Source organism: Mycobacterium sp. (assembly GCF_035314665.1).
Classification (GTDB): Bacteria; Actinomycetota; Actinomycetes; order Mycobacteriales; family Mycobacteriaceae; genus Mycobacterium.
Genome location: NZ_DATFZD010000387.1, coordinates 26,680 through 40,123, shown reverse-complemented (window position 1 = coordinate 40,123; position 13,444 = coordinate 26,680). Strand labels below are relative to the sequence as shown.

Sequence of the window (13,444 nt, the reverse complement as noted above, 5' to 3'; positions counted from 1 at the left end):
CTGCATCGTCGCCCGGCTAGGCTGGGCGGCGTGTTTGAATCGCTGTCCGACCGCCTAACCGGCGCCCTGCAGGGGCTGCGCGGCAAGGGCCGGCTGACCGACGCCGACATCGACACCACCACCCGCGAGATCCGGCTGGCGCTGCTGGAGGCCGACGTCGCGCTGCCGGTGGTCCGCGAGTTCGTCGCCCGGATCAAAACCCGCGCCAAGGGCGCGGAGGTGTCCGGCGCCCTCAATCCGGCGCAGCAGGTCGTCAAGATCGTCAACGAGGAGCTCATCGGCATCCTGGGCGGGCAGACCCGCCAGCTCGCGTTCGCCAAGACGCCGCCGACCGTGGTGATGCTGGCTGGTCTGCAAGGCTCCGGAAAGACCACGCTGGCCGGCAAGCTGGCGGTGTGGCTGCGCGGCCAGGGGCACACACCGCTGCTGGTGGCGTGCGACCTGCAGCGGCCGGGCGCCGTCGACCAGCTGCGAATCACGGGGGAGCGGGCCGGTGTCACGGTGTTCGCGCCACACCCGGGCAGGTCGGCCGATGCCGCGCAGGAGGCCGCTCCCGGCGATCCGGTCGCCGTCGCCGCGGCCGGACTCGCCGAGGCGCGGGCCAAGCATTTCGACGTGGTGATCGTCGACACCGCCGGGCGGTTGGGCATCGACGAGGAACTGATGTCGCAGGCCGGGGCCATTCGCGATGCCGTCGACCCCGACGAGGTGCTGTTCGTTCTGGACGCGATGATCGGTCAGGATGCCGTCGCTACCGCTGAAGCGTTCCGCGAAGGTGTCGGCTTCACCGGTGTCGTGCTGACCAAGCTGGACGGTGATGCCCGCGGCGGCGCCGCGTTGTCGGTTCGCGAAGTCACCGGTGTGCCAATCCTTTTCGCGTCGGCTGGCGAGAAGCTGGAGGACTTCGACGTCTTCCACCCGGACCGGATGGCCAGCCGCATCCTGGGCATGGGCGATGTGCTGAGCCTCATCGAGCAGGCCGAGCAGGTCTTCGATGCAGAGCAGGCCGAAGCCGCCGCCGCCAAGATCGGTTCCGGCGAGCTGACACTGGAGGATTTTCTCGAGCAGATGCTGGCCATCCGCAAGATGGGCCCGATCGGCAACCTGCTGGGGATGCTGCCCGGCGCGGGCCAGATGAAGGAGGCTTTGGCCGCCGTCGACGACAGGCAACTCGACCGGCTGCAGGCCATCATCCGCGGAATGACGCCGCAAGAGCGCGCCGATCCGAAGATCATCAACGCCTCGCGGCGGCTGCGCATCGCCAACGGCTCGGGCGTGACGGTGTCGGAGGTCAATAGCTTGGTCGACCGGTTCTTCGAGGCCCGCAAGATGATGTCCTCGATGGTGGGCAGCATGGGCATCCCCGGTTTAGGGCGAAAGTCAGCGACCCGCAAGAGCGCAAAGGCCAAGGGCGGCAAGGGCAAGAAGGGCAAGAAGCGTGGCCCGACGCCGCCCCGGGTCCGCGGACCGCTGGGCGCGGGGATGCCGGGCATGCCGGCCGGATTCCCCGATCTGTCGAACATGCCGGAGGGTCTGGACGAGTTGCCGCCCGGCCTGGCCGACTTCGATCTGTCCAAGCTGAACTTCCCGGGTAAGAAGTAGCCGCACCCGTGCGTCTGCACGTTCGAGGGGCGGGCTTACCCGGCGAAGAACCCGTCGAGCTGTGGATCGTCGACGGCCGGATCAGCCGTGATCCCGTCAGCGGCGCTGACACCGTTTTCGACGGCGGCTGGGTTCTGCCAGGGCTGGTCGACGCGCACTGCCATGTCGGGCTGGGCGTACATGGCGGCACCATCGAGCTCGACGAAGCGATCGTCCAGGCCGAGACCGAACGCGAGGCCGGCGCGCTGTTGCTGCGCGACTGCGGCTCGCCGACCGACACCCGCAGCCTCGACGACCACGCGGATCTGCCGCGGATCATCCGCGCCGGACGGCATTTGGCGAAACCCAAGCGGTATTCGCCCGGCTTGGCGATCGAGTTCGAAGACGAGTCGCAGCTGCCGGACTCGGTGGCCCAGCAGGCACGCCGCGGGGACGGCTGGGTGAAGTTGGTCGGCGACTGGATCGACCGCGGCACAGGCGATTTGGCCCCGCTGTGGTCCGACGACATTCTCAAGACGGCGATCGAGGCTGCGCACGACCACGGCGCAAAGGTCACCGCCCATGTCTTCGGCGAGGATGCGCTGCCCGGACTTATCAACGCCGGGATCGATTGCATCGAACACGGCACGGGGCTCACCGACGACACCATCGAGTTGATGGTCGAACACGGAACCGCCTTGGTGCCGACCCTGATCAACATCGAAAACTTCGCCGGCATAGCCGATTCCGCGACCCGCTATCCGAAATACGCCGCGCACATGCGCGACCTCTACGCCAACTGCTATCCGCGGATAGCCGCCGCCCGAGACGCCGGCGTACCGGTTTACGCGGGCACCGACGCCGGCAGCATGGTCGCCCACGGGCGGATCGCCGACGAGGTCGAGGCGCTCAAGGGCATCGGGATGAGTGCGAACGACGCGTTGGGCGCGGCGTGCTGGGATGCCCGTCGTTGGCTGGGACGGCCGGCACTGGACGACGGCGCGTCCGCAGACCTGTTGTGCTACAACGAGGATCCGCGCCAGGGTCCGGCTGTGCTAAATCGGCCCGACCTAGTAATCCTGCGCGGACAAACGTTCTGATCGACGGCTAACCGCGTCGAAGGCCGCCGCCGAAGCCGATTCCGCCCCAACGTGGTCCGCGCCAGCCGGGGCCGCCAAAGCCAGGCCCCCCAAAGCCGGGTCCGCGCCAGCCGAGACCGGGTCCGCCCCAACCGGGTCGGCCCCAGCCTGGGCCACCCCAACCGTGGCCACCCCAGCCGGGTCCGCCGGGGCCGTGCCAGCCGGGTCCGCCCCAGCCGGGCATCGGCGCATGTTGGAACGCAGCGGGAGCTGCCGGTGGAGTCGGCGCGGCGTTGGCGACACCTGCCAGTCCGATTGCCGAAAAGCCAAGCGCGCCGGCGATTGCACCAGTGCCGACGATTTTCTTCAGGTCCATGGCGATTCCTTTCTTGCTCCTATTCGCCCCACGCCGTCCAGGACAGATCGTGAGTCGATCTAAGGATCTGACATGGCCCTTGGCGAAACCTGCGCTGCAGGTCACAATTGTTTTTGCCGCCGCGGACGACAGCTGATCGCAGTCTCTGTTAAACACGTGAGTATGCCGATCCCCGAATTCATCGTCGAGCTTCGTCGGCACATCGGACATGCGCCACTGTGGTTGCCGGGTGCGACAGCAGTGGTCATCCGCGATCAGCAGATACTTCTGGTCCAGCGCTCCGACAACCAGGCATGGACCGCGGTCACCGGCGTTGTTGAACCGGGCGAGAACCCGGCAGATTGTGCCGTTCGAGAAGCGTTGGAAGAGACCGGCATCCACGCGATTGCCAGACGACTAGCCTTGGTGCAGGTATCCCGCCCGATAATTCATGCCAATGGCGATCATGCCCAATACCTGGATCTCGTGTTCCGGATGGACTGGGTTGGCGGAGAGCCGTTCCCCGCGGACGATGAAAGCCTCGACGTTCGTTGGTTTCCTCTCGCCGAGATGCCGGAGATGTCTGCTGACATGCGTCGGCGGATCGAAGTGGCCAGCGATAACAACCTCTGTGCCCCAACGATCTTCGATACGAGCAGAGAAGTGGACCGGGCATGACACGCAACGACCCGACATACACCGTCGACACGCTGGCCGAGTTCGTGGTCAGGGCCGACCAGTCTGATCTGGGCGGTAAGGTCATGCCGACGCTGAAGCGAAACGTTCTGGACAGCATCGCCTGTGCGCTCGGTGCCCTCGACGGAGAACTGATCCCCGCCATCCGCGCCCATGCCGAACAGTTCAGCAGCCATCCGACGGCGACGTTCGTCGGAGGTGGGCGTGGATCCGTCGATCAGGCGGCCTTCTTCAACGCGGTGCTGGTGCGCTACCCTGATCTGCTCGACACATATCTGACGCCCGGCGGTCTGTGCCACCCGGCCGACAACTTCGGTGCTGTTTTTGCCGTCGCCGAACACGTCGATGCGCGCGGAGGGGACTTTCTGCTCGCTCTAGGGGTCGCCTACGAGATTCAATCTCGCTTCAGCGCAACGGTTCCGGTTATGGGCCGAGGGCTCAACCATGCGCTGCAGCTGGCCATGTCGGCAGCTGCCGGCTCGGCCAAGCTACTCGCGCTCGACGTCGCACAGACCGGCGACGCCATCGCCGCGTCCGCCGCCGACAACGTGTCACTCGCCGCGGTGCACGCCGAGCCTGTTTCGGCCTGGAAAGGTATTTCGCCAGCCATCACCGGGATGCGGGCGGTCTACAACACCATCCTCGCGGGCCGTGGAATCACCGGCCCCAGAGCGCTTTTCGAAGGTCCCAACGGACTTGAGCGGTTGTTTGACCAGCCGATCGACTTGCGCACATCCGATCGATCGCTAACCGCGGTCGAGCAGACCTACCTCAAGCAGTACTGCGCACTGATTCACGGGCAGGTCATCATCGACGCGACGTTGGCGCTTCGCGACGAGCACGGCATCACCGGTGCCGACGTGGCGACGGTGCGACTCGAGGTCTTCCAGGGCGCGTTCGACTTCGCCGGTGGTGGTCATTACGGCAACAAGGACCACCCATCGACCAAGGAGCAGGCGGACTACAACCTCAAATACCTTGTGAGCGCGGCATTGCTGGACGGTCAGGTGGGCCCCGAGCAGCTCGAGACCGAACGCGTGCGGCGCGACGACGTCCAGGAGCTGCTGACGCGCGTCCATGTCGAGGCCGCCGCCGACCTGACCGAGGCCTACCCCGAACGGACAGCGGCTCGCGTGTACATCACCTTGAACGACGGTCGAGAGCTGCACCGCGAGCAATCGGATTTCGAAGGATCACTTACGCGGCCGATGTCGTGGGACCGTGTCGTGCAGAAGTTCCATTGGCTTGGCGAACCGTTCGCCGACGCGGCGCTTCGCGCCGAGATCATCGACGGTGTGCAGCGCCTCGATGAGGTTTCGGTCGCTGAGCTGGCGGGGCTGCTCGGCGCGGTGAGTCCGCAGCCGCAGCGTCCGCGAACCAGGGGGCGGTTATGACCATCGGGTTGAGTACCGACCGAGGTTGAGGACCAGAGATGCGCCTGCCGTTGTTGCCACCGGCCAGCCTGAGCCCGGATCAACAGATCCTCTACGACGACATGGTCGATGTCATCGAGGAGAACTTTGGTGAACTCGTTGCGCGTCGGAAAGACGGTGCGCTGATTGGCCCGTTCAACGCTTGGCTGCATTTCCCGCAGTTCGGCAACCCCGCTTGGGCCTTCAACAGGGCAATGTGGGAACACAGCGTTTTGCCCGCCGCCATCCACCAGCTCGTCATCTTGGTTACCGCAGTCAAGTTCGGCGCCTGCTACGAAATCTATGGCCACGAGTACTTCGCCGGCCGAGCGGGCTTAGCCGAGCAAAAAATCGCCAGCATCGTCGCTGGAGAACGCCCGGACGAGCTCACCCGCGAGGAACGCGTTGCCTACGACATGGCGGCCGCGCTGAACCGCGGCGGCCCGCTTCCGGAAACGACCCATCGCGCCGCGCTGAGCGCCTTCGGAGAGCAGGGGCTGGCCGAAATCGTCTTCCTGGTCGGCTGCTTCTCGATGGTCGGCGTCACGCTCAACGCATTCGATGCTTCGGTGCCCGGACGTGAAGAGGGCCTGGACTAGGCGCCTTCGAGCCTGCCCGGAAAGATTGCGAGTACTCACTATCTATGTTAGGTTCGTTCCAACCCCCAACGATGCGGAGGAAGACAGTGACCTACGACGTGATCATTCGCGACGGCTTGTGGTTCGACGGCACCGGCAGTGCGCCGCTGACCCGCACACTGGGCATCCGCGACGGCGTTGTGGCTTGCGTTGTTTCAGAGGCGGCCGACGGTCCCCTGGACGAGACCGGTTGCCCCGAGGTGATCGACGCGAAAGGCAAGTGGGTCGTCCCCGGCTTCGTCGACGTGCACACCCACTACGACGCCGAGGTGTTGCTGGATCCCGGCTTGCAAGAGTCGGTGCGCCACGGTGTCACCACCGTGCTGCTGGGCATGTGCTCGTTGTCGACGGTCTACGCCGGTGCCGACGACGCCGCTGATTTGTTCAGCCGCGTGGAGGCGGTGCCGCGCAAGTTCGTCCACGGCGCACTGGAAGACAACAAGACGTGGTCGACGGCGGCGGAATACATCGAGAAACTCGACAGCCTGCCACTCGGTCCGAATGTGGGCTCGCTGCTGGGTCATTCCGATCTGCGGACCGCCGTGCTCGGCCTTGATCGCGCCACCGACAAGCACGTGCGACCCACCGACGCCGAACTCGACAAGATGGCGTCGCTGCTCGACGAGGCGCTCGACGCCGGAATGCTCGGCATGTCTGGAATGGACGCGGCGATCGACAAGCTCGACGGCGACCGCTTCCGCTCCCGTGCGCTGCCGTCCACCTTCGCGACGTGGCGTGAACGACGCAAGCTGATCAAGGTGTTGCGCAGACGCGGCCGGATCCTGCAGAGCGCGCCCAACGTGGCCAAAGCCGAGTCGGGGCTGTTGTTCTTCCTGTCCAGCAGCCCAATGTTCTGCCGTCGCAAGCCCGTTCGCATGAGCCTTCTGGTGTCTGCCGACGCGAAGTCAATGCCGTTGGCCGTACATGTCTTCGGGCTCGGCACGCGGTTGCTCAACTTCCTGCTCGGCTCTCAGGTGCGCTTCCAGCATCTGCCGGTCCCGTTCGAGTTGTACTCCGACGGAATCGACTTGCCGGTCTTCGAAGAGTTCGGCGCGGGCACCGCGGCGTTGCACCTGCGCGATCAGCTGGAGCGCAACACGCTACTGGCCGACAAGGAATACCGTCGCAAGTTCCGCCAACAGTTCGACCGCATCAAACTCGGACCGTCGTTGTGGCATCGCGACTTCCACGACGCCATGATCGTCGAATGCCCCGATAAGTCGTTGGTCGGCAAGAGCTTTGGCGCGATCGCCGACGAGCGAGGGCTACACCCACTGGACGCGTTCCTCGATGTCCTGGTGGAGAACGGCGAGCGCAACGTCCGCTGGACCACCGTCGTCGCCAACCATCGGCCCAAGCAACTCAACAAGTTGGCCGCCGAGCCGACCATCCACATGGGCTTCTCCGACGCCGGTGCGCATTTGCGCAACATGGCCTTCTACAACTTCTCGCTGCGGCTGCTCAAGCGCACGCTGGACGCCCAACGGGAGGGCAAGCCGTTCCTCACCCTCGGGCGCGCGGTGCATCGCCTCACCGGTGAAGTGGCCGAATGGTTCGGTCTGGACGCCGGCACGCTCTGCAAGGGCGACCGCGCCGACTTTGTGGTGATCGATCCGGCCGGCCTGGACGATTCGGTCGATGCGTACCACGAGGAGACGGTCCCGTTCTACGGCGGCCTGAGCCGCATGGTCAACCGCAACGACGCGGCCGTGGTGGCCACCGGCGTAAACGGCGCAATCGTGTTCCGCGACGGCCAATTTCGCGACGGCTATGGAAAGACGGTGAAGTCTGGCCGGTATCTGCGCGCCGCTGCGGGTCATCGACAGCCCGCCGTCTCGGGTGTGCGGGTCTGAGATGGCGACCCAGCAGCAGCGTCGCGAAGAGACGGTGGCGCGACTGCTCGAAGCCAGCATCGCGACGATCATCGAAGTCGGATACGCCCGGGCGTCCGCGGCGGTGATCACCAAGCGTGCCGGGGTATCGGTCGGAGCCCTGTTCCGCCACTTCGACACGATGGGCGACTTCATGGCGGCCACGGCGTATGAGGTCCTGCGGCGTCAACTCGACTCGTTCAGCAAGCAGGTCGCCGCGATACCGTCCGACCGGCCGGCACTCGAGGCGGCGCTGACAATCCTGCGGGACATCACCAGCAGCCCCACCAACGCTGTGCTGTACGAACTGATGATCGCCGCGCGCACCAACGAAAAGCTCAACGCCACTTTGCAACACGTCCTCGAGCAGTACGCCACCAAGATCTGCGACGCCGCGCGCGCATTGCCCGGTGCCGAGAGCTTCCCGCAGGAAAGCTTCCCGGTCCTGGTGGCGTTGTTGACCAACACCTTCGACGGCGCCGCGTTGGTGGGAGCGGTGTTACCCCAACCGGACATCGAGCAGCGACGGATTCAGCTGTTGATGTCCCTGCTGAGCGGAGTTGGCCTACCGGCCTGAACGTCTCAGCGGTCGGTGAGCTTGCTGACCGCGTCGTCCAATGTTCGACACAGGCACATCATCTCGTTGATCCCCAACAAGGTGAGCGGCCGGTGCGTGGCGGGCCCGTCGGCAACCACACAGAACGGGGTGGAGTCGCCAAGGGTTTCGCGGGTTTTCATCAGCACACTGATCCCGGCCGAGCCCAGAAACTCGACTTTGGACAGGTCGACAATCAGGCCGTCGGGCTTTTTGGCAAGCGCGGAATCGAGGGACTCGGCCAAACCCGGGGCGGTGAGCATGTCGACGCTACCGCTGACCGATACCACGACCAGACCATCGACCAGCGACTCGTGCGCGTTGAAGTCGTCCTTGTCTGATTGAGGTGGCGAGCCAGATGGAGCGGGTTGGTTTTCGGCCATCATCGATCATCACTCCTTGCGGGAACCTGCGTGGGCGCTGTTCGAGACGCAGACATAGTTGGCGATGGCTGACGGCTCAACCGATGGACAACGTCGACGCATGTCGACACGATGCCGTGAAAGTTCGTATTGGGCAACTGCAGAATAGGGTGCAACGGCATAGGAAGCCTAGCAAAACGCGGCATCTGTCGTCAGCGGCCTACAGAACGCCGATCGTCGACTGCCGGTTAAGGGCGAAACCCCAGTCCAGCAGACTGCCGGCCTGATCCCAGTAGGTTGGTCCACCCTCACGCACCAGCCCGTACATCATCGCGACCACCAGGCGGCGGCCGCCGCGGGCAGCGGCGCCGACGAACGTCTTGCGTGCCGCGTCGGTGAAGCCGGTTTTGCCCCCGATTGCGCCCGGGTAGCGCTGCAGCAGCTCGTCCTGGTTGGTGATCGGGTGATCGCCGTTATCGCCCGGAAACACAGCGGCGGGCTCGGCGGTGATCTGGGCGAACACCGGATTGCCCATTGCTGCCCGGAAGATGACGGCCAGGTCGTGCGCCGTCGACCAGCCCGAGCCCCCCGGCCCATCCAGGCCAGACGGGGTCGATGCGTGCGTGTTGACGGCGCCCAGCGACGCAGCTTTGGCGTCCATCTTGGCGACGGCGGCGTCCGGACCGCCCAGCATGTGCGCCAGCGTGTTGGCGGCGTCGTTACCCGACACCAGAAGCAGTCCGTCCAGCAGTTGGCGCGCCGTATAGGTGCGGCCAGCTTTCACGCCCACGCAGTTGCATTCGACGTGGCTGTCGGCCTCGTCGGCGACCACGGTGGAATCCAGGCTGAGCTGGTCCAGGGCGACCAGCGCCAACAGCACTTTGATCGTGCTCGCGGGTGGATGTTGCACGTTCTCGTCCCGCTCGGCCAGCACCTGGCCGGAATCGAGATCGGCGACCAGCCAGGTCTGCGCCGGGCCGTCGGGGATGGGTACCGAGCCAACGGGCTGCACGCCGACGTCGGCCCGCGCCGGGGTGGCGCAGCCCATGAGAGTTAGAACAGCCGCGACTGCGGCGAGGAGCGTACGCATGGCCGCTCAGTCTAACGGCCCGGCTTCTCCGGGGTAGCTTCGCGAGCCGCATCGTCGCCGGGCGGCTTACCGGCCCGCGCCGCGCATCGACGCGACCGAGGTGTTCAATTCACTCATGTTGAGCCAGGCCGAAATCTCTGACCGGTTGGAAATCCAGCAGCTGGTGGTCGATTACTCCACTGCGATCGATTCGCGCCGCTTTGACGACCTCGACGTGGTGTTCACGCCCGACGCATATATCGATTACACGGCCCTCGGCGGTATCGAAGGCCACTATCCAGAGGTGAAGGCCTGGCTGGCCGAGGTGCTGCCGAACTTCCCCATATATTCGCACATGCTGGGCAATTTCTCGGTGCGCATCGATGGGGACACCGCGTCGTCGCGGACAATCTGCTTCAACCCGATGGTGCTGGGTGGTGATGTGGGGGCCAAAGGGGAACAGGTGATGTTCTGCGGGCTGTGGTACGACGACGAGTTCTTGCGCACGCCCGACGGTTGGCGGATGAACCGCCGGGTGGAAACCAAGTGCTTCCAGAAAATTCTCTAAAGGCAGAGACCGAACAGGCGAATTTTCCCTGGCTGACCTTGCTCTGGCACAATGGGCGGCTGTCCGCCCTGCGATTACGGTCGCTTCGCGGTCACGCACGCGAGGCAAAACCGGATCCTGGCACCCCGCCCGAATCGCTGAATTGCAGCGTGACACCCACAGGAGAAGTCGCTCAACAATGTCTGTAAAGATCAAACTCAGCCGGCTTGGCAAGATCCGCAATCCGCAATACCGCATCGCCGTCGCCGACTCGCGGACCCGCCGCGAAGGTCGCGCGATCGAGATCATCGGCCGGTATCACCCGAAGCAAGAGCCCAGCCTGATCGAGATCGACTCCGAGCGTGCCCAGTACTGGCTGTCGGTAGGCGCTCAGCCCACCGAGCCCGTCCTCAAGCTGCTCAAGATCACCGGTGACTGGCAGAAGTTCAAGGGCCTGCCCGGCGCCGAGGGCAAATTGAAGGTCGCTCCGCCCAAGCCGACCAAGCTGGAGCTGTTCAACGCCGCGCTCGCCGCCGCCGACGGGGCTCCCGACTCCGAGGCCGCGACACCGAAGAAGAAGAAAGCTCCGGCCAAGAAGGCCGCCGCGCCGGTCAAGGCCGAGAAAGCCGACGACGCTGAGAAGGCCGCTGAAGCCGAGGCACCTGCCACGCCGCCCGCTGAAGCCGCGGCGGCCGAGCCCGCCGAAGGCAGCGAGCAGGCCGAATCGGCAACCGAGAGCTGAGCATGAGTACCGTCGTCGTCGACGCCGTCGAACATCTGGTGCGCGGCATTGTCGACAACCCCGACGATGTCCGGGTCGACCTGGTTACCAGCAGGCGTGGAAGGACCGTCGAGGTACACGTCCATCCCGACGATCTCGGCAAGGTGATCGGTCGCGGCGGGCGCACCGCGACCGCCCTGCGCACGCTGGTTGCCGGAATCGGTGGTCGCGGTATCCGAGTCGATGTGGTGGACACCGACCAGTAGCGGAGCCCGGCCCATGGAACTGCTGTGGAGCTGACAGTCGGGCGCGTGGTCAAAGCCCACGGCGTGACCGGCGAACTCGTCGTCGAGATCCGCACCGATGATCCCGAGACGCGGTTCGCCCGAGGCACGACATTGCGCGCCCGGGCATCCGATCACCGTGAGCGCAACTACGTCGTGGAGGCCGTCCGTCCGCACGGGAGCCGCCTCCTGCTGCGGCTGGAGGGGGTGGCCGACCGTGATGCCGCGGACGCGCTGCGGGGCAGCGTGTTCATCATCGAGTCCGAGGACTTGCCGCCCATCGATGAGCCCGACACCTACTACGACCACCAACTGGAAGGCCTTCTGGTGCGGACAACGGCCGGGCTCGATATCGGCACCGTCGCCGAGGTCCTGCACACGGCCGCAGGGGAACTACTCGCGGTCGACCGGGCTGATGCCGGTGAGTTGCTGGTGCCGTTCGTGGGCGCGATCGTCACGTCGGTGTCGTTGGACTCTGGGATCGTCGAAATCGATCCGCCTGAGGGCCTGTTGGAGTTGGAGACATGAAGATTGACGTGGTGACGATCTTCCCGTCGTACCTCGATCCGCTGCGACAATCGTTGCCGGGCAAGGCGATAGAGTCGGGTCTCGTCGCACTCGAAGTGCACGACTTGCGGAAGTGGACTCACGATGTGCACCACTCGGTGGACGACGCGCCTTACGGCGGTGGCCCGGGGATGGTGATGAGGGCGCCGGTTTGGGGCGAAGCACTGGACGAGATCTGTTCGCAGGAAACGCTTCTCGTTGTCCCAACACCCGCGGGCACGCTGTTTACCCAGGCGACGGCGCAGCGCTGGAGCACCGAGCCCCATCTGGTGTTCGCCTGCGGTCGCTATGAGGGGATCGACCAGAGAGTCATCGACGACGCGGCCGGCCGGATGCGCGTAGAAGAGGTCTCGATCGGAGACTACGTGTTGCCGGGAGGAGAATCGGCGGCCCTGGTAGTCATTGAGGCGGTGCTGCGACTGTTGCCCAACGTTTTGGGCAATCCGCTTTCGCACCAAGATGATTCGCATTCTTGTGGTCTGCTGGAAGGGCCGTCGTACACTAGGCCGCCGAGCTGGCGCGGACTGGACGTCCCGGAGGTGCTGCTGTCCGGCGACCACGCTCGCGTCGAGTCTTGGCGACGCCAGGCCGCCGAACAGCGCACCCGTGAACGCCGTCCGGACCTGTTGCAGTAGCGCTCGCGGTCTTAAATCCGTCCGGACGGAAACATCGTCTTGACCGCCTGGGTGATCGTCGCCCGCGCGGTGGCGTCATCGGAGGGTTGCAGCGACTCGATCACCATGACGTAGCGCCGGTCGGGCCCGATGATGCCGGTGGACAGGTGCATCCAGCTGCTGCCGTCCATGCAGCACATCCACCCCTGCTTGACGGCAACGGGTTCGGCGTACAGCCCGTCGGGAATGCCGAACCGCTGGGGGTAGCCATCGGCTCCGGTAGCCGTGGACCCGGCGAGGTCGTCGACGATGATCTTCGCCCGCTCGCCAGACAATCCGCCGGACCCGTTGAGCAGCTTGTCGTAGTAGCGCACCAAGTCGGATGTGGAGCTCATCGTGTTCCACCATCGCCCGTCGCTGGGCGGGGCAGTGGACGTCAGCCCGTACCGGCCCGCGACGTCGGTGATGATCGCCTCGCCGCCGTGCTCTGCCCAGAACGCCTCCGCCGCGTCGTCGTCGGAGGAGCGCAGCATGCTGTCCAGGGCCTCGCGGTCTGCCGTCGACAGCCGGTGGTCATCCGTTGAGCCGCCCGATTCCAGCGACAGCAGATCATCGGCGATAAACAGCTTGGCGACCGACGCGATGGCGACGAGCTGCTCGTTGCCGTTGGACAGCAGTTGATGGTTGGCCCGGTCGAGGACCGCAACCGAGATGGTGGCGCCGTCGGCCCCGGCCTCTTCGGTGGCCTGCGCGATGCGGTCCGCCAACCCGTCGAACGTGGCGCCGTGCATTCCCTGCGGGGACTCCGGCGGCACGATCGCGTGCGGCGGTGCGGCCGTGTAGGGCGCGTGCGACGCAGCAGCGGGCGAGCCGTACACCTTCGCTTCGAAGCCGGCAACCGACACGGTGAGTTCCGCCGCCATGGTGATCAGCAGCACCAGCGCCCGCGCTCGCATGGCATCTATTTTCCATTCGCCCACGTCAGGGCGGGGTAAACAGGAGCGGCGATTCGCGGCGATTTCGCTGCCTGGGCCCCATCTGGCACAATTGACC

General features: G+C 65.5%; 16 protein-coding genes. 12 read left to right on the top strand and 4 right to left on the bottom strand.

All coding sequences use genetic code 11. The features are described from left to right. Positions 1-30: 30 nt before the first annotated feature. Positions 31-1,602: a signal recognition particle protein gene (ffh, locus tag VKI00_RS27605; protein WP_324443905.1), complete on the top strand. Its 1,572-nt coding sequence runs from the start codon at positions 31-33 to the stop codon at positions 1,600-1,602. An 8-nt stretch (positions 1,603-1,610) separates the two neighbouring features. Next, positions 1,611-2,681, top strand: coding sequence for an amidohydrolase family protein (locus VKI00_RS27600; protein WP_324443904.1), 1,071 nt, complete (start codon positions 1,611-1,613; stop codon positions 2,679-2,681). 7 nt (positions 2,682-2,688) lie between these two features. Here the strand turns inward: VKI00_RS27600 and VKI00_RS27595 are convergent, their stop codons facing one another. Then, positions 2,689-3,036: a hypothetical protein gene (locus tag VKI00_RS27595; protein WP_324443903.1), complete on the bottom strand. Its 348-nt coding sequence runs from the start codon at positions 3,034-3,036 to the stop codon at positions 2,689-2,691. Positions 3,037-3,198: 162 nt separating this feature from the next. Between VKI00_RS27595 and VKI00_RS27590 the strand changes: the two genes are divergently transcribed. From VKI00_RS27590 to VKI00_RS27570, 5 genes are all read left to right on the top strand, one after another. Further along, positions 3,199-3,693, top strand: a complete 495-nt coding sequence (locus tag VKI00_RS27590; RefSeq protein WP_324443920.1) for an NUDIX domain-containing protein — start codon at positions 3,199-3,201, stop codon at positions 3,691-3,693. Continuing rightward, entirely contained in the window at positions 3,690-5,105 is a 1,416-nt protein-coding gene (locus VKI00_RS27585) for an MmgE/PrpD family protein (RefSeq protein WP_324443902.1), read from the top strand. Before VKI00_RS27590 ends, VKI00_RS27585 begins: the two co-directional genes overlap by 4 nt. A 38-nt stretch (positions 5,106-5,143) precedes the next feature. Next, positions 5,144-5,722, top strand: a complete 579-nt coding sequence (locus VKI00_RS27580; RefSeq protein ID WP_324443901.1) for a 4-carboxymuconolactone decarboxylase — start codon at positions 5,144-5,146, stop codon at positions 5,720-5,722. Between the two features lie 71 nt (positions 5,723-5,793). Continuing rightward, complete coding sequence (locus tag VKI00_RS27575) at positions 5,794-7,614, top strand: amidohydrolase family protein (protein WP_324443900.1); 1,821 nt, start codon at positions 5,794-5,796, stop codon at positions 7,612-7,614. Between the two features lies 1 nt (position 7,615). Continuing rightward, entirely contained in the window at positions 7,616-8,209 is a 594-nt protein-coding gene (locus VKI00_RS27570) for a TetR/AcrR family transcriptional regulator (RefSeq protein ID WP_324443899.1), read from the top strand. Between the two features lie 5 nt (positions 8,210-8,214). Here VKI00_RS27570 and VKI00_RS27565 read toward each other — a convergent pair whose 3' ends face one another. Together VKI00_RS27565 and VKI00_RS27560 are read right to left on the bottom strand one after the other, a co-directional pair. After that, positions 8,215-8,613, bottom strand: coding sequence for an STAS domain-containing protein (locus tag VKI00_RS27565; RefSeq protein ID WP_324443898.1), 399 nt, complete (start codon positions 8,611-8,613; stop codon positions 8,215-8,217). 196 nt (positions 8,614-8,809) lie between these two features. Then, entirely contained in the window at positions 8,810-9,679 is an 870-nt protein-coding gene (locus VKI00_RS27560; protein WP_414687309.1) for a D-alanyl-D-alanine carboxypeptidase family protein, read from the bottom strand. A 115-nt stretch (positions 9,680-9,794) separates the two neighbouring features. On the opposite strand from VKI00_RS27560, the gene VKI00_RS27555 reads away from it, so the two are divergent. The 5 genes from VKI00_RS27555 to trmD all read left to right on the top strand — a co-directional run bounded on the left by VKI00_RS27555 (position 9,795) and on the right by trmD (position 12,412). Further along, positions 9,795-10,226, top strand: coding sequence for a nuclear transport factor 2 family protein (locus VKI00_RS27555; RefSeq protein WP_324443896.1), 432 nt, complete (start codon positions 9,795-9,797; stop codon positions 10,224-10,226). Positions 10,227-10,404: 178 nt separating this feature from the next. Further along, entirely contained in the window at positions 10,405-10,947 is a 543-nt protein-coding gene (rpsP, locus tag VKI00_RS27550; protein WP_324443894.1) for a 30S ribosomal protein S16, read from the top strand. 2 nt (positions 10,948-10,949) lie between these two features. After that, positions 10,950-11,192, top strand: a complete 243-nt coding sequence (locus tag VKI00_RS27545; RefSeq protein ID WP_036354608.1) for an RNA-binding protein — start codon at positions 10,950-10,952, stop codon at positions 11,190-11,192. A 24-nt stretch (positions 11,193-11,216) separates the two neighbouring features. Beyond that, the gene (gene rimM, locus VKI00_RS27540) at positions 11,217-11,738 is read left to right on the top strand and encodes a ribosome maturation factor RimM (protein WP_324443861.1); all 522 of its coding nucleotides are present in this window, start codon (positions 11,217-11,219) and stop codon (positions 11,736-11,738) included. Next, positions 11,735-12,412, top strand: coding sequence for a tRNA (guanosine(37)-N1)-methyltransferase TrmD (gene trmD / locus VKI00_RS27535; RefSeq protein ID WP_324443860.1), 678 nt, complete (start codon positions 11,735-11,737; stop codon positions 12,410-12,412). The genes rimM and trmD overlap by 4 nt, the downstream gene beginning before the upstream one ends. Positions 12,413-12,423: 11 nt before the next feature. Here trmD and VKI00_RS27530 read toward each other — a convergent pair whose 3' ends face one another. Further along, the gene (locus tag VKI00_RS27530) at positions 12,424-13,347 is read right to left on the bottom strand and encodes a hypothetical protein (protein WP_324443859.1); all 924 of its coding nucleotides are present in this window, start codon (positions 13,345-13,347) and stop codon (positions 12,424-12,426) included. Between the last annotated feature and the right edge of the window lie 97 nt (positions 13,348-13,444).